The sequence below is a fragment of the Anaerovibrio slackiae genome (genome assembly GCF_009695585.1).
Classification (GTDB): domain Bacteria; phylum Bacillota; class Negativicutes; order Selenomonadales; family Selenomonadaceae; genus Anaerovibrio; species Anaerovibrio slackiae.
This window is the reverse complement of sequence record NZ_VUNR01000005.1, coordinates 51611-66353: the sequence shown is the minus strand read 5'-3', so window position 1 is coordinate 66353 and position 14743 is coordinate 51611. Positions and strand designations below refer to the sequence as shown.

Genomic DNA, 14743 nt, shown 5'->3' with positions numbered 1-14743 from the left:
AAGCATCACCCTCTAAGTTCTGCGTCAAACTCCTTCTGCACAGCCTCCAGAATCCCCTGGAAGCCCTCATCGGCCTCGGCATCAGTCAAGGTCTTGTCATTGGACTGGAACTGGATGCTGAATGCCATGGACTTCTTGCCAGCAGCGATCTGCTTGCCCTGATATACATCAAACAGGGTGACACCGGCGAAGAACTTGCCGCCATTTCTGGAAATAGTGCGCTCAATCTCCGCTGCGCTGACGTTTTCATCCACCAGCATGGCCAGGTCACGGCTGATACCAGGATAACGCGGCAGGGATGTGCAGCTGCTCTTGGCTACGGTGTACTTCAGCAGTGTCAAAAGATCCATTTCAAAGACATATGCCTTTTTGGTGATGCCGAAATTCTCAGCCACCTTCGGATGCAGCTCGCCTACAGCGGCAATAACCTCCTTGCCCTTCTTAAAGAGAGCAGTCTTGCCCGGATGCATGGCGGTATACTCGCCAGCCTCCACCTGATAGCGGCTGATTTCCAGCATTTCCAGCAAATCCTCCACAATGCCCTTGGCATCGTAGAAATCAATCGGAGCACTGTCATTGCTCCAGCCCACAGGGTTGCGGCGGCCGGTCATAAAGCCTGCTACCTTCACAACCTCCCTCGGCAGCTCCGTCAAAGGCAGTGCCTTAGGATAGAAGACAGGTGCCACATCATAAATCTTGATGTCCTCATTCTTCCTGGACAGGTTGCGGACGGCATTCTCCAGCACGCTGCCCAGAAGGGTAGTACGCACCAGCGGGAATTCATCCGTCAGAGGATTCATGATAGGGATAGCCTTTCTCAGGCTGCTGTCCTCCGGCAGTTCCATTTTATCAAAAATCTCAGGGCTGGTAAAGCTGAAGGAAACCTCCTCGCACATGCCCATGTGGGACAGTGCCAGCTTCACCCGGTCAGCAAAGGCCTGCAACGGCTTCTGCCCCCCCTGGGTAACATTGCCCCTAGGGGTGGTGGAGGCGATATTGTCAAAGCCGTGGATACGGGCGATTTCCTCGGACAGGTCCTCCATAAAGGTAACATCGTTTCGCCAGGATGGAACCTCTACGCTATATACGCCGCCCTCCTGAGGGCTTACCTTGAAATAAAGCTTCTCCAAAATCTCAATCATCCGCTCAGCCGGTATCTCCGTGCCCAGGCGGCTGTTAATCTGCTCTGCCGTAAAGGTAACATGGACAGGCTCCTTAGCTACAGGATAAACATCAACTACGCCCTGAGTGACAGTGCATGCCCCCATCTCCTGCAAGAGCTGTGCCGCCCTGTCAATAGCCCTGATGGTAGCCGTCACATCCGTACCGCGCTCAAAGCGGCCGGAAGCCTCGGAGTGAAGACCGCAGGCACGAGAGGTGCGACGGATGCTGGCACCGTTAAAGCAGGCTGCCTCCAGCACAATAGCAGTCGTACTATCCGTTACCTCTGACTCCTGGCCGCCCATGACACCGGCCAGGCCGGCAGGCTTCTCGCTGTCAGCAATCACCAGCTCGTTGCCCCTGGCAAGGCGCTCGGAGTCATCAAGGGTATGAAGGTTCTCACCCTCCACGGCACGCCGGGCAGTCAGGCTGTGGCCTGCAATCTGGTCATAGTCATAGGCGTGCATAGGCTGCCCCAGCTCCACCATGACGAAGTTGGTCACATCCACCACGTTGTTGATGGCACGGATACCGGCTCCCTCCAGGCGCTGCTGCATCCACTTCGGAGATGGGCCAATCTTGACATTTTTCAGCACACGGGCAGAAAAACGGCTGCAGAGGTCCTCCGCCTGGATGCCAATCCTGATCATGTCAGAAGCCTTGGCTGCATCATCCTCATTGACCTTTATCACCGGCCACTTTGGCTCATTGCCGGTGAGGATAGCCACCTCACGCACCAGCCCCAGCACGCTGAAGCAGTCGCCACGGTTGGCAGTCAGCTCGAATTCCAGCACCACATCATCCAGTCCCAGCACGGAGCTGGCAGGAATGCCGACAGGAGTATCCTCCGGCAGGATATAGATGCCCTCGGTCTGCTCCTTTGGCAGGGCAGTCACATCCATTTTCAGCTCCTCGGCAGAGCACAGCATGCCGTTGGACTGCACGCCCCGCAGCTTGCCCTTGGAAATCTTCTGTCCATTGGGCAGCTTGGCACCGATCATGGCCACCGGCACAATCTGCCCTTCCCGTACATTCTGGGCACCGGTGACAATCTGGACAGGCTCAGCCGCCCCCACGTTCATGGAGGTAATCACCATGTGATCGGAGTCCGGGTGCACCTCTATCTTCTCAATCCTGCCGGTGACAACCTTGTCCAGTCCCTCATCGGCACGGATAACATTCTCGACAGGAATACCTGCCATGGTCAGCTTGTCAGCCAGCTCCTCGGCAGTTTCCGTGAAATCTATATAATCATGAAGCCATTTTACAGATACCTGCATTTTTCCAATTCCTCCCTATCACCAGAACTGCTTTAAAAATCTCAAGTCATTGTCATAGAAAAGACGCAAATCGTCAATCCCGTAACGCAGCATGGCAATACGCTCTACACCCATGCCAAATGCAAAGCCGCTAACCTTCTCAGGGTCATAGCCGCTCATCCTGAGCACATTCGGATGAATCATGCCGGAGCCGAGGATTTCCAGCCAGCCGGTGCCCTTGCAGACACGGCAGCCCTTGCCCTTGCACATCACGCAGGAAATATCCACCTCGGCACTAGGTTCGGTGAATGGGAAGAAGCTAGGGCGGAAACGCACCTTGACTTTTTCATCAAAAATCTGCTTCAGGAAGCTCTCCAGAGTGCCTTTCAGGTCAGCCAGGCTGATGCCCTTGTCAATCACCATGCCCTCTACCTGGGTAAACATCGGGGAATGGGTGGCATCGTAGTCATCACGGCGATACACCCTGCCCGGCGCAATCATGCGGATAGGGCTGTTGGGCTCATGGGACTCCATAGTCCTTGCCTGTACCGGGGAAGTCTGGGAACGCATGAGGATATCCTCGGTGATATAAAAGGAATCCTGCATATCCCTTGCCGGATGGTCCTTTGGCAGGTTCAATGCCTCAAAGTTATAATAATCCTTCTCTATCTCCGGGCCCACCTCCACCGTGAATCCCATCTTCATGAAGATGCTCTTGATTTCCATCAGCGTCATGGTCAGGGGATGCAGATGACCGCGAGGGGCACGGCGCCCCGGCAGGGTAACATCAATCTTTTCGCTGGCCAGGCGCTTCTTCAGCTCCGCTTCACGGAGCTCCTCGTTCTTCTCCGCAATCAGCTGCTCCAGCTGCTGACGGGCATCATTCACAATCTGGCCGATGCGTGGCCTGTCCTCCTTGGAAAGCTGCCCCAGGCCCCTCAGGATAGTGGTCAGCTCACCCTTCTTGCCCAGGTACTTTACCCTGATATCATTCAGGTCCCCCAGGCTGCCTACTGCCTGCTTTACAGCCTTGGCGGCTTCCTGCCTGAGCTGTTCAATCTTTTCTTCCATAATATCCTCCTAAAAATATTTTCTATGGGCGGTTTCTGTGCACAAAAAAGCCTCCACCCCAACAGCTAGGGGCGAAGGCATCGCATCAAAGATGCACCACCATTTCGCGGTACCACCCTATTTTCTCACTTAATTGCTCCTTAACGCGGAAAACGTCCTGACTACATCTCTTCACCAGGACAGCTCCGGAGTGAACTTCACCTGCCGCCATCTGCCCTGTTCCCACTTGCCAGGACTCCCTGAAAGACACCTTGCAGGCTACTCTCTCCTTCTTCGCTGTACCAAACATTCTACCACGATTTGCCACAGATTGCAAATCAAAAAAGCAAAAAGAAAAGGAGTGCCGCCGCACTCCTATGAAACTTAATTATTCCTTATATTGTTGCTGATACGCTCGGAAAAATTCTTCATAGCTGAGAACTCCTTGGCTGAAAAACCGGCATAGGCCATCTTTACCCATTCTTCCTCGATTTTCACGATGGACTCGCCCAGCTCCCGGCCGTCATCAGTCAGGAAAATATGATTTCTGCGATGATCCTGCGGGTCCTTGAGACGCTTAATCAGCCCCATATCCCCCAAAGCATTCAGCTCCCTGGTGACAAAAGCCTTGTCCATGCTCAGCCTGCTGCTGATATCCTCCTGCACGAGGCCTTCATTCTCGAAGACAGCATACAGCACAGCACCCCTTGAGCTGGTCTTGATGCCCAGCGGCTGCAGCCTGCTCACCATGAACTCCTTGTGCTTCTGACGAATGAACGACACCAGGCTCTCCAATTCATCCCGTATTTTTCTATTTTCCATATATACGCCCCTCTTCTTTCCTAAACTTCAATCCCTTGATAATAAGTACCATTCATATACATTATATAAAATTTTGCGAGTTTCGTAAATATCAAATGTGCAATTTTTTTGCGAAAAACAAAAATTTTCATATACCATAACACATTGTTTTCATAACCGCTGCTTAAAGTCATCATAACCAAAGGTTCTGATTGTCTTCCAGCTGCCCCCGGCATCCACATACACAATATCCGGCAACGGCATGCCGTTAAAGGTATTATTCTTTACCATGGTGTAGATGGCCATATCGCCAAACAGCAGCTTCTGTCCCGGCTTCAGCGGTTCATCAAAGGAAAAGACGCCGATATTGTCCCCTGCCAGGCAGGTAGCACCTGCCAGCATGTAGGAATGCTTCCGCTCGCCGGCCTCACCACTGTCAGACAGAGGCGGCCTGTAGGGCATCTCCAGCACATCAGGCATGTGGCAGGCAGCCGACACATCCAGAACCGCCACAGGCAGCTCCCGCTCAGGCCCCTCGATGACCTCCAGCACCGTAGCCGCCAGAAAGCCTGCATCCAGGGCAATCGCCTCTCCCGGCTCAAGATATACCTTCAGGCCGTACCTGTCCTGCATCCTGCGAATGCACCGCTCCAAAAGGGGCATATTATAGCCCTCCCTGGTAATATGATGGCCGCCGCCGAAATTAATCCATTTCAGCCGTGGCAGGAACCTGCCAAACTTTTCCTCCACTGCTTCCAGGGTTTCTGCCAGAGGCTCCGCCCCCTGCTCGCAGAGGGTATGGAAATGAAAGCCTGACAGTCCCTCCAGGCTGTCCTCATCCAGCTCGCTGAGCCTTGCCCCCAGCCTGGACAGAGGGGAGCAGGGATCATAGATAGCATGGTCCTGGGTGGAATGCTCCGGGTTGATGCGCAGGCCGCACTCCTTGCCGGCAGCCAGTGCCCGGGCACCAAACCTTTTCCACTGGGACATGGAGTTGAACACAAAATGGTCACAGTATTTAAGGAGCTCCGCAAATTCCTTTTCCTGAAAGGCAGGATTAAAGACGTGGTTCTCCCCGGGAAATTCCTCGTAGGCAAGCCGTGCCTCAAAGAGGCCGCTGGCGGCAGCCCCCTTCAGATAGCGACCGATAAGAGGATAGCAGGAGTACATGGAAAATGCCTTCTGCGCCAAAAGCACATAGCAGCCCGTCCTCTCCTGCAGCCCCCTGAGGATTTCCAGATTGTGTACCAGCCGCTTTTCCTCCACCACATAGGCAGGTGTGGTTACTTCAGCCAGCCAGTCAGGCCGGTAGCTGAACGCCCCCATCAGTCAACCAGCTCCGGATTGAAGCTTTCCTGCCATGGCAGCCCCCATTTGTTCAGGGCTTCCATGAACGGGTCCGGATCAAATTCCTCAATGTTGTACACGCCAGGCTTCTTCCAGGTGCCATTCATCACCAGCATGGCGCCAATCATGGCAGGTACACCCGTGGTATAGGATACGGCCTGGGAGCCAACTTCCTTGTAGCACTCCTGATGGTCGCAGACATTGTACAGATAGTAGGTCTTGTCCTTGCCATCCTTCTTGCCCCGGAAAATGCAGCCGATATTGGTCTTGCCCACAGTGCGGGGACCCAGGCTGGCAGGGTCCGGCAGCACCGCCTTCAGGAACTGCAGCGGAATGATTTTCTTGCCTTCGAACTCTATCGGCTCAATGGAGGTCATGCCCACATTCTCCAGGCACTTCAGATGGCGCAGGTAGCTCTCACCGAAGGTCATGAAGAAGCGGATGCGCTTGATGCCAGGGATGTTGATGCCCAGGGATTCCAGCTCCTCATGATGCAGGAGATACATGTCCTTCGGCCCCACCTCAGGGAAATTGTACACCCGCTTGATTTCCATAGGCTCGGTCTCAACCCACTTGCCATCCTCCCAGTAGCTGCCCTTGGCAGAAACCTCGCGGATGTTGATTTCCGGGTTGAAATTGGTAGCAAATGGATAGCCGTGGTCACCGGCATTGCAGTCAAGGATATCGATGTAGTTAATCTCGTCAAAGTGATGCTTCAAGGCATAGGCACTGAACACGCCTGTTACCCCCGGGTCAAAGCCGGAGCCCAGCAGCGCCGTAATGCCTGCCTTTTCAAACTTCTCCCGATAAGCCCACTGCCACTTGTACTCAAACTTTGCCGTATCCTCCGGCTCATAGTTGGCAGTGTCCACATAGCTTACCTTGCACTCCAGGCAGGCATCCATGATGGTCAGGTCCTGATAAGGCAGTGCCAGATTCAGCACCACATCCGGCTGCACCCTTTTGATGAGGGCTACCAGCTGCTCCACGCTGTTGGCATCCACCTGAGCCGTGGTGATTTTGCACTTGCCCCCCTGCAGCTTTTCCTTCAGGGCATCGCACTTGCTGACAGTACGGCTGGCGATGCAGATTTCCTCAAAGGCATCGCTGTTCTGCACGCACTTGTGAATTGCCACGCTGGCCACGCCGCCGCAGCCGATAATTAACGCTTTTCCCATTCTTCTACCTCCAGATTTCACTAAGCACTAAGATTAAAAGGTTTATACATAAACAGAATTTATTTTATACATCAATAAATCAACACATCGGCAGAATTTGCCTCACACCTGCACAGGCCCCTTGATAAAAGGTTCCTCCAGCTTCAGAAGCATTTCCCGCATAATCTTCAGGGCCGCCGCCGTAGAGGCGCCGCTCTGGTCATAGGCAGGCGACAGCTCCACCAGGTCGCAGCCCACTACGTTCAGGCCGCAGCCGGCCACTGCCGCTTCCATCAGCTCCCCAAAGGTCACGCCGCCATACTCAGGCGTCCCGGTTCCCGGAAAAACCGACGGGTCCATCACATCCAGGTCAATAGTGAAGTACACCGGCTTTCCCTGCAAGGCTGCCAGTGCCTCTGGCATTGCCTTGAGGTTAAAAGGCCTCAGATTGGTATGCTCCTTCGCCCAGCGGAATTCCTCCCGCAGGCCGCTCCTGATGCCCAGCTGCCAGATTCTGCCATCCCCGGTGAGCTCCCAGGCACGGCGCAGGACAGAAGCATGAGACAACTTTGCCCCCAGGTATTCCTCCCGCAGATCCGTATGGGCATCAAAATGCAGGATGTGCAGGTCAGGATACTTTTTCACAGCAGCCCTGATGGCTCCCAGCGTTACCAGATGCTCACCGCCAATCATAAAGGGCAGCTTCCCGGCAGCCAGGATTTCCGCCGTCCTTTCCTCAATATCCTTCAGTGCCGTCTCCGTATCGCCGAAGCACAGCTCCAAATCACCGCTATCAAAGACAGCAGCATCCTCCATATCAAGATCCTGATATGGGCTGTAGGTTTCCAGTCCGTAGGACTCCCCCCGCATCACCTTGCTGGCAAAACGGGTTCCCGGACGGAAGGAAGTGGTAGAATCAAAAGGCGCACCGAAGATGACAATCCTGGCATCCGCCAGCTCCGCCTCACAGCCCAAAAAGGTTTCTACATTAGTCTTCAACATCTCGCAAAAGCTCCTCTACATAGTTCGGCAGGGCAAAAGAGCCTGCATGCAACGGACAGTTATAATAATGGCAGCGTATCCGCAGTTCCTTCCAGGCCTGCCAGTTCACATCCTTCACAGGATGGTACTTCTTGGAAGCAAAACCGAACAGCCAGTGGCCGGAAGGATAGGTAGGAATATGCACCTGATATACCCTGCTGATCGGGAAGGAATGGCATATCCTTTTATGGGCACGCTGCATGGCATAGGCATCCTCCTTGTAAAAAGGGCTCTCATGCTGGTTCACCATGATGCCGTCCTCATGGAGCGCCTTGAAGCAGTTGCCATAAAACTCCTTGGTAAAGAGGCCTTCACCGGGACCAAAAGGGTCAGTGGAATCCACCAGAATCAGGTCATACTCATCCTCCACATGGCGGATGAACTTCAAGCCGTCCTCATAATAGCAGGTCACCCTAGGGTCTTCCAGAGCTGCCGCCGTCTTGGGCAGGAACATCTTGCTGACCTCCACCACCCGCTGGTCAATCTCCACCAGGTCAATCTTTTCGATATTCTGATACTTGGTCAGCTCCCTGACAGTACCCCCATCACCGCCACCGATGACCAGCACCCTTTTGGCGCTGGGATGCACGCACATAGGTACATGGGTTATCATCTCATGGTAGATAAACTCATCTTTCTCCGTCAGCATCAGATAGCCATCAAGAGCCAGCACCCTGCCAAACTCCTCGGACTCAAAAACATCAATCCGCTGAAACTCACTCTGCTCGCTAAAGAGCTGCTTGTCAATCTTAATGGAAAACCTCACATTAGGAGTATGCTGTTCTGTAAACCAGAGCATGCCAGTCACTCTCCCTTCAAAACATCCGAACTGAAAATATTATAAATTCAATGGCATTACAACCTTAATAACTTGACTAATTATAGCTTCAAGACATTCAAGCGCTGCAGATTCATATCCTCAGGGCCTGTCATCTGGCAGCCCTTCTTCTTGGCATAGCGTATATAGCGCAAGATTTCCTCCGTCACCATCTCACCAGGTGCCAAAATCGGAATCCCCGGCGGATAGCACATGACGAACTCGCTGCACACCCTGCCCACAGAATCCCCGATAGGCAGGGACTCCTTGTCACCATAAAAGGACTCCTGAGGACCGCAGACCACCTTCGGGCTGATATACTCAGCCTTCAGCATCTCCCTGCCGGTCTGACGGTAGTTGCGGCGTATCTCTGCCAGAGCGGACACCAGCCGCTCTATATCCTTCTCCCTGTCACCTACGGAAACATACGCCAGCAGGTTGGCAATATCGCCAAACTCCGTCTGAATATCATACTCATCCCGCAAAAGGTCATACACCTCGATGCCAGCCAGGCCTATAGACCTGGTATATACCGCCAGCTTGGTGATATCAAAATCATATATGGAGTCACCGTTGACCAATTCCTTTGAATAGGCATAATAATCTCCGATGGCATTTATCTCATCCCTGGCATACTGCACCTGGGCAATAATCCTGTCCACCAGCTTCTCCCCATGGAGCGCCATGTTGCGCCGGGAAATATCCAGGCTCACCAGCAAAAGATAAGATGCGCTGGTGGTCTGGGTAAGGTTGATAATCTGATGCACATAGCCATGAGACACCCTGTCCCCCACCAGCAGCAGGGAGCTCTGAGTAAGGGAGCCCCCGGACTTGTGCATGGAAATAGCAGCCATATCCGCACCGGCATGCATGGCAGCCACCGGCAGCTTGTCACTGAAATACAGATGGGAGCCATGAGCCTCATCAGCCAGCAGCAGCATGCCATGCTCATGAGCCAGCTCCGCAATCCGCTTTATATTGGAACAAATTCCATAGTACGTAGGATTGTTTACAAGTATAGCCTTGGCATCTGAATTTTCTCTGATGGCCTGCTCCACATCTGCCACGCTCATCCCCAGGGAAATGCCCAGCACCGGGTCCATCCTGGGGTTCACATACACAGGTACAGCCCCGCAGAGAATCAGGGCGTTGATGGCGCTCCGATGCACGTTACGGGGCATGATAATCTTGTCCCCCCGCTTGCATGCCGTCATCACCATAGCCTGCACTGCCGAGGTGGTGCCCCCCACCATAAAGAAGGCGTGCTTCGCCCCGAAGGCCTCCGCCGCCAGCTCCTCCGCATCCCTGATAACAGACACGGGATGGCAGAGGTTATCCAGCATTTTCATGGAGTTCACATCTACCGACAGGCAACGCTCCCCCAAAAAATCTGTCAGTTCCTTGTTGCCCCTGCCCCTCTTGTGCCCAGGCACATCAAAAGGCACCAGCCTGGCACTTTTCATCTTTTCCAAAGCTTCCAGAATTGGCGCGTTTTCCTGCGAAATATATTTCATCCTTAGCCTCCCCTCCCAAAGACCTGCCCTGACTGACCGTCAGCCTGCCGTAACGGCAGGCCTCCCCCGGCTCAGCCAAAAACGTTAGTACCGCTGTAAATTTCAATCATTTCCCGGCGCAGGCTGTTATGAATATCCAGCCTGGTCTTTGGGGGAATTTCATAGATATCCGTATTGAAAAGATAATTCTTCAAATCAAGCTCCTTAATGAGCATCTTTGTATGGAAAAGATTTGCCTGGTAGATATTGATGTCCACTGCATCATATTTGTCCAGGGTATCCTTGTTGATGAAATTCTGGATAGAGGTCATGTGATGATCCATGAACAGCTTGCGGCCTGCCATATTGCGTGTAAAGCCCCTCACCCTGTAATCCATGGTGATAATATCCGAATCAAACATGCCAATAAGATAATCCAGGGTTTTCAAAGGCGTAATCTCGCCGCAGGTAGCCACATCTATATCCACCCGGAAGGTAGCAATGCTGGTCTCAGGGTGGAACTCAGGATAGGTATGCACCGTAACATGGCTCTTGTCCAGGTGAGCCACCACCGTTTCCCCTTGCAGCACGCTGCCGGCCTCCGACTCATGGATATCCTGCAAAACCTCGGCACAATTCAGCGGCTTTTTCTTGCCGGAAGCAACGGCTGCCTCCTCGGCAATCAAAAAAGTCACGCTGGCACCCTGAGGTTCATAATCCTGCTTGGACACACTCAGCACCTTGGCACCAATCATCTCCGTCACCCGGTACAGTATCTTCGTCAGACGCTCCGAATTATACTGGGCATCAATATACTTGATGTAGTCCTGCTGCTCACGAGGTGTCTTAGCATAACAAATATCGTAGATATTAAAGCTAAGGGATTTGGTCAGGTTGTTAAACCCATACAATTTCAATTTTTCTTCCAATCTGATCTCACGCCCCTAAAAAATAATCTATCCCTGAAAAACATAACATAAAAAGCAAATGCACCGCCCGGCAACGCCTCACAGCAAATCCATCAGCTGCTTGCCAATCAGCATGGTTGTCACGACAATAAACATAGGCCGCACATAAGCCACGCCCTTGGTAATAGCAAACCGCGCCCCGCAGTAAGCACCAAAAATCATGGAGATGCCCATAAAGATGCCCATCTGGTAATCAATCATGCCGGAAGCCGCAAAAAACACCGTAGCTGCCAGGTTGCTGGCAAAATTCAGTGCCTTGGTATTGGCCGTAGCACCGATAAAATCAAAGCCCAGCATCAAAAAGGCAAACAGCAGGAAGGAGCCGGTGCCCGGCCCGAAGAAGCCATCATAAAAGCCCATCACCAGTGCCACCAGCATGCTGAGAGCCAGCATCCTGCCCGTCAGCTTCCTAGGCTCCGTATCCCTGTCCCAGTCCTTTTTCAAAAGGCTGTACAGCACCACTGCCACCAGCAGCACCACAATCAAAGGCCGCAAAAACTCCGAAGGAACCTGCTGCACGGCCAGCACCCCCAGAGCTGAGCCGATCAGGGACAAGGGAAACAGCTTCTTTATCAGCTGCACATCCATCTTGCCGGAACGGACAAAGGTGATAAAGCTGGTACACGCCCCCATGACAGCCGCCATCTTGTTGGTTCCCAGGGCATGCAGGGGCGAAATCCCCGTCAAAAGCAGTGCCGGCAAGGAAATCATGCCGCCACCCCCTGCCGCCGCATCAATAAACGAAGCCACAAAACCTGCCACAGCTACAAATATATAAACTTCCATATCCATTTGAATATATTACTCCTCCAACGCTTTTTTCAAAGCACTGTCCACCATTTTTTGCAGCACATCGCTGATTTCCCCAATCTGCCGCATGCTTGCCACAATCTGCTGCATGCGCTCCCCGGACATCCTCTCAGGATGCTCCAAATCCAGCCAGGAAATATCAGCCAGCCGCCTGATATCATTCAAGGAAAACCTGATATCCTGGCTCATATCCTGCAAAAACAGCTTTTTCGCCTCATTGGCGCTATTCACCAGCCGCAGTGCCTCAGTCAGCTGGTTGTTCTGCTTGCGCTCCTGCTCCTGCTGCAAAAGCTTCTGCAGCTTTTCCTCATTGATGCCCCGGGTAGCCACAAAAACATCCTCCACCAGGCCGTCAGCATCCCGGTTGCCCACAATCAGATACGCCTCGGACCAGCCGGTGGTACGCCCCTTGAACTCCATGGACATGACATTCTTGAAGCCCATCCGTTCATTAATGGTATTTATATCCAGGAACTCACGCATGGCCTCCTGATAATCCCGGGTGACCGCATTCTCTATCACATTCGCCAGCTGTGAATCATAGGTCTTGGTTTTGTCAATCATATCCCTGATCGCAGGAGAAATTTTCAGCTCCAAAAAACGGTTGCTGGACACATTCACATACAGTGAATTGTCATACATCTTCACCATGGACATGACAATATCCATGCGCCGCTTCATGTCGTTCTTCTTCTCGCTCTCCATCATCATTTCCCGGTCCCGGTTCTGGAAAGCAAAAACAAACTCCTCCGGCCGCCCCAGAATCTTCACCACCAGGCAGCGGCAATAATGAATCTCCCCATCCTGCACCACCCGGTATTTCAGGGAATAGCTGTCCTGCCGCTCAAACACCTTCTTGATGCTGGCCCTGGTCAGCACCGGCTCAAAAAGCTCCTGGTCGTCAGGATGCACCGCCTTGCGCACATAGGTATACAAATTTGTCTCAAAATCGCCATTCTCAAACTGCCTGCCAAACATCTCCTGGGTAATGCGGCTATAGCGATAGCTTCTCATATTGCCCGTCTCAAGGTTGGCATAATAAACATCATGGTAGCTGGAACTGAGGGCATTAATAATGCGATAGCTCTGCTCCAGCTCCAGGCGAAGGCTTTCATCCGACACGGTGCTTAAATCCTTGTTAAATTCATAAAGGCTCTGCGTACTCTCATCCCTCATCACAGCATCTTCCTTACACCATTTCGCAAAATTCACTCTAAGCTATATTATACATGGAATTTGTACAAAAAAAAAGTAGCAATTTACATGGCACTGTAAAATATATTTTACCTGCATATGATCTGGCAATTACCTTATTCTAGCATTATCCTATATAGCATTATCCTATCCGGCAATTGTCTCATCTGGCAATTACCTTGTCCGGCAGAATCGCCATCTTTTCCACATCAAAATGCCCGATGCCGATAAACTCACCCTCGCAGTACACCCGGAGGATGACATCCCCCTCCGGCTGATGCCGTTCCTGAAAATACCTGTCATGAGTCAGAAGGCCGTTGGAAAATGCCTTCAGCCGGTCAGGCCGCAAATCATAGCGGGTCAGGTGCCCCAGGCAGCCATCCATAGGCAAAAGAGCCCTCTCCTTCAGCTCTGCCAGCTGCTCTGCCGTCACCGCATCCGCAAGGGCAAAGCTTCCTACTGCCCGCCGCACCAAAAAGGACATGGTGGCAGGTATTCCCAAGTGCGCCCCCAAATCCGTGCACAGGCTCCTGATATACGTCCCCTTGGAGCACACCACATCAAAAGCGATATGATTTTTCCCCGCCTGCAAAAGCTTCAGGGAATGAATCTCCACCTGCCGGGAAGGAATCTCCACCTGCTTCCCCTCCCGCAGCAAATCACAGGCACGCCTGCCATTTATCTTGATGGCAGAATGGGCAGGCGGCACCTGGGTAATGGTGCCGGTAAAGGCAGCAAAGGCCTCCAGCAGCCTTTCCCTCGCAGGAATGGCAAAAACATCGGCACGCTCCACCACGCTGCCGCTGTCATCACCGCTGTCCGTGGAAAAGCCAAAAACCAGCTCCGCCCTGTATGCCTTCTCCACGCTGTCCAGGTATTCAATCAGCCGGGTAGCCCTGCCAACAGCAACAGGCAGCACCCCTGCCGCCCCCGGGTCCAGGGTACCTGCGTGGCCCACCTTCTTTTCCCCCAGCTGCCGCCGCACATACCCCACTGCATCATGAGAAGTCATGCCGGGAGGCTTTAAAAAATTAACAAACCCATCCATACGCCAAACCACACCTCGCTCACTTAATCTTCACAACTGCACTCTCGCCTTTATAATACCGCCTTACACTACTACCTTCTCACAAAAATAAACACAAAGAGATGGCTCTCCTTGTGTTGCAACAATTTTCTTCTATTGTACATTATAATGTAAACCTTGGCAAGACAATCAATATCTAAACCATGACTTTTCATCCCTTTCCACACGCCGTGCCAAAATCAACGACTGGTGGAGCAGATTGCGCAATATGCCAATGTTTTCTTTCACCTCATCATCCATCCCTGCCTGATTTTCCTTCGGCAGCTGTTCAACAAGATTTTTCAGCTTGGCAGAAATCTGCCGGCCTGCTGCTTCCTCAGCCTGCTCATCCTGCTCATCACCCTTCTGCCCCAGCAGATAATCCACGCTCACACCATAAAAATCAGCAAAATCCCGCAAAGCTCCCAGCTCCGGCATTCTTTTGCCATGCTCTATCTGGGAAATCGCCGCCGCAGTATAGGAGCGATTGTATCTTTCATTATATTGCCGCCTGAATTCCGTCTGGCTCAAGCCGCTTTTGAGCCGCAACGCCCTAAACCGCGTCATAATTTTCCTCCT

General features: G+C 52.6%; 13 protein-coding genes and 1 other annotated feature. All 13 genes read right to left on the bottom strand.

Annotated elements, in window-relative coordinates:
* Nucleotides 1-5: 5 nt before the first annotated feature.
* The 13 genes from pheT to FYJ84_RS03800 all read right to left on the bottom strand — a co-directional run bounded on the left by pheT (nucleotide 6) and on the right by FYJ84_RS03800 (nucleotide 14731).
* A complete protein-coding gene (gene pheT, locus FYJ84_RS03860) occupies nucleotides 6-2441 on the bottom strand; it encodes a phenylalanine--tRNA ligase subunit beta (RefSeq protein ID WP_154406282.1) in 2436 nt (811 codons plus the stop codon).
* An 18-nt stretch (nucleotides 2442-2459) separates the two neighbouring features.
* A complete protein-coding gene (pheS, locus tag FYJ84_RS03855) occupies nucleotides 2460-3491 on the bottom strand; it encodes a phenylalanine--tRNA ligase subunit alpha (RefSeq protein WP_154406281.1) in 1032 nt (343 codons plus the stop codon).
* Between the two features lie 64 nt (nucleotides 3492-3555).
* Nucleotides 3556-3774, bottom strand: a binding site (T-box leader).
* Between the two features lie 80 nt (nucleotides 3775-3854).
* A complete protein-coding gene (locus tag FYJ84_RS03850; RefSeq protein WP_154406280.1) occupies nucleotides 3855-4292 on the bottom strand; it encodes a MarR family winged helix-turn-helix transcriptional regulator in 438 nt (145 codons plus the stop codon).
* A gap of 150 nt (nucleotides 4293-4442) precedes the next feature.
* On the bottom strand, nucleotides 4443-5597 hold the full coding sequence (gene nspC, locus FYJ84_RS03845) for a carboxynorspermidine decarboxylase (RefSeq protein ID WP_154406279.1): 1155 nt from the start codon (nucleotides 5595-5597) through the stop codon (nucleotides 4443-4445).
* Nucleotides 5597-6796, bottom strand: a complete 1200-nt coding sequence (locus tag FYJ84_RS03840) for a saccharopine dehydrogenase family protein (protein WP_154406278.1) — start codon at nucleotides 6794-6796, stop codon at nucleotides 5597-5599. Before FYJ84_RS03840 ends, nspC begins: the two co-directional genes overlap by 1 nt.
* 102 nt (nucleotides 6797-6898) lie before the next feature.
* Nucleotides 6899-7777, bottom strand: coding sequence for an agmatinase (gene speB, locus FYJ84_RS03835; RefSeq protein WP_154406277.1), 879 nt, complete (start codon nucleotides 7775-7777; stop codon nucleotides 6899-6901).
* A complete protein-coding gene (gene speE / locus FYJ84_RS03830; protein ID WP_154406276.1) occupies nucleotides 7764-8615 on the bottom strand; it encodes a polyamine aminopropyltransferase in 852 nt (283 codons plus the stop codon). Before speE ends, speB begins: the two co-directional genes overlap by 14 nt.
* An 80-nt stretch (nucleotides 8616-8695) precedes the next feature.
* Entirely contained in the window at nucleotides 8696-10147 is a 1452-nt protein-coding gene (locus tag FYJ84_RS03825; RefSeq protein ID WP_154406275.1) for an aminotransferase class I/II-fold pyridoxal phosphate-dependent enzyme, read from the bottom strand.
* A 71-nt stretch (nucleotides 10148-10218) separates the two neighbouring features.
* A complete protein-coding gene (gene speD / locus FYJ84_RS03820) occupies nucleotides 10219-11055 on the bottom strand; it encodes an adenosylmethionine decarboxylase (RefSeq protein ID WP_154406274.1) in 837 nt (278 codons plus the stop codon).
* 78 nt (nucleotides 11056-11133) lie between these two features.
* Nucleotides 11134-11886, bottom strand: a complete 753-nt coding sequence (locus FYJ84_RS03815) for a TSUP family transporter (protein WP_154406273.1) — start codon at nucleotides 11884-11886, stop codon at nucleotides 11134-11136.
* Between the two features lie 9 nt (nucleotides 11887-11895).
* Nucleotides 11896-13080 (bottom strand): PAS domain-containing protein, encoded by a 1185-nt coding sequence (locus FYJ84_RS03810; protein WP_154406272.1) that lies wholly within the window; start codon nucleotides 13078-13080, stop codon nucleotides 11896-11898.
* Nucleotides 13081-13261: 181 nt separating this feature from the next.
* Complete coding sequence (gene truB, locus FYJ84_RS03805) at nucleotides 13262-14146, bottom strand: tRNA pseudouridine(55) synthase TruB (protein WP_154406271.1); 885 nt, start codon at nucleotides 14144-14146, stop codon at nucleotides 13262-13264.
* A 168-nt stretch (nucleotides 14147-14314) separates the two neighbouring features.
* The gene (locus FYJ84_RS03800; protein WP_154406270.1) at nucleotides 14315-14731 is read right to left on the bottom strand and encodes a helix-turn-helix domain-containing protein; all 417 of its coding nucleotides are present in this window, start codon (nucleotides 14729-14731) and stop codon (nucleotides 14315-14317) included.
* Nucleotides 14732-14743 lie beyond the last annotated feature (12 nt).

Excerpts from the sequence above, each read along its gene's own strand:
- truB (WP_154406271.1), bottom strand. The coding sequence starts at position 14,146 with ATGGATGGGTTTGTTAATTTTTTAAAGCCTCCCGGCATGACTTCTCAT.
- FYJ84_RS03840 (WP_154406278.1), bottom strand. The coding sequence starts at position 6,796 with ATGGGAAAAGCGTTAATTATCGGCTGCGGCGGCGTGGCCAGCGTGGCA.
- FYJ84_RS03815 (WP_154406273.1), bottom strand. The coding sequence starts at position 11,886 with ATGGATATGGAAGTTTATATATTTGTAGCTGTGGCAGGTTTTGTGGCT.
- pheS (WP_154406281.1), bottom strand. The coding sequence starts at position 3,491 with ATGGAAGAAAAGATTGAACAGCTCAGGCAGGAAGCCGCCAAGGCTGTA.
- speE (WP_154406276.1), bottom strand. The coding sequence starts at position 8,615 with ATGCTCTGGTTTACAGAACAGCATACTCCTAATGTGAGGTTTTCCATT.
- FYJ84_RS03810 (WP_154406272.1), bottom strand. The coding sequence starts at position 13,080 with ATGAGGGATGAGAGTACGCAGAGCCTTTATGAATTTAACAAGGATTTA.
- FYJ84_RS03800 (WP_154406270.1), bottom strand. The coding sequence starts at position 14,731 with ATGACGCGGTTTAGGGCGTTGCGGCTCAAAAGCGGCTTGAGCCAGACG.
- FYJ84_RS03850 (WP_154406280.1), bottom strand. The coding sequence starts at position 4,292 with ATGGAAAATAGAAAAATACGGGATGAATTGGAGAGCCTGGTGTCGTTC.
- nspC (WP_154406279.1), bottom strand. The coding sequence starts at position 5,597 with ATGGGGGCGTTCAGCTACCGGCCTGACTGGCTGGCTGAAGTAACCACA.
- pheT (WP_154406282.1), bottom strand. The coding sequence starts at position 2,441 with ATGCAGGTATCTGTAAAATGGCTTCATGATTATATAGATTTCACGGAA.
- speB (WP_154406277.1), bottom strand. The coding sequence starts at position 7,777 with ATGTTGAAGACTAATGTAGAAACCTTTTTGGGCTGTGAGGCGGAGCTG.
- FYJ84_RS03825 (WP_154406275.1), bottom strand. The coding sequence starts at position 10,147 with ATGAAATATATTTCGCAGGAAAACGCGCCAATTCTGGAAGCTTTGGAA.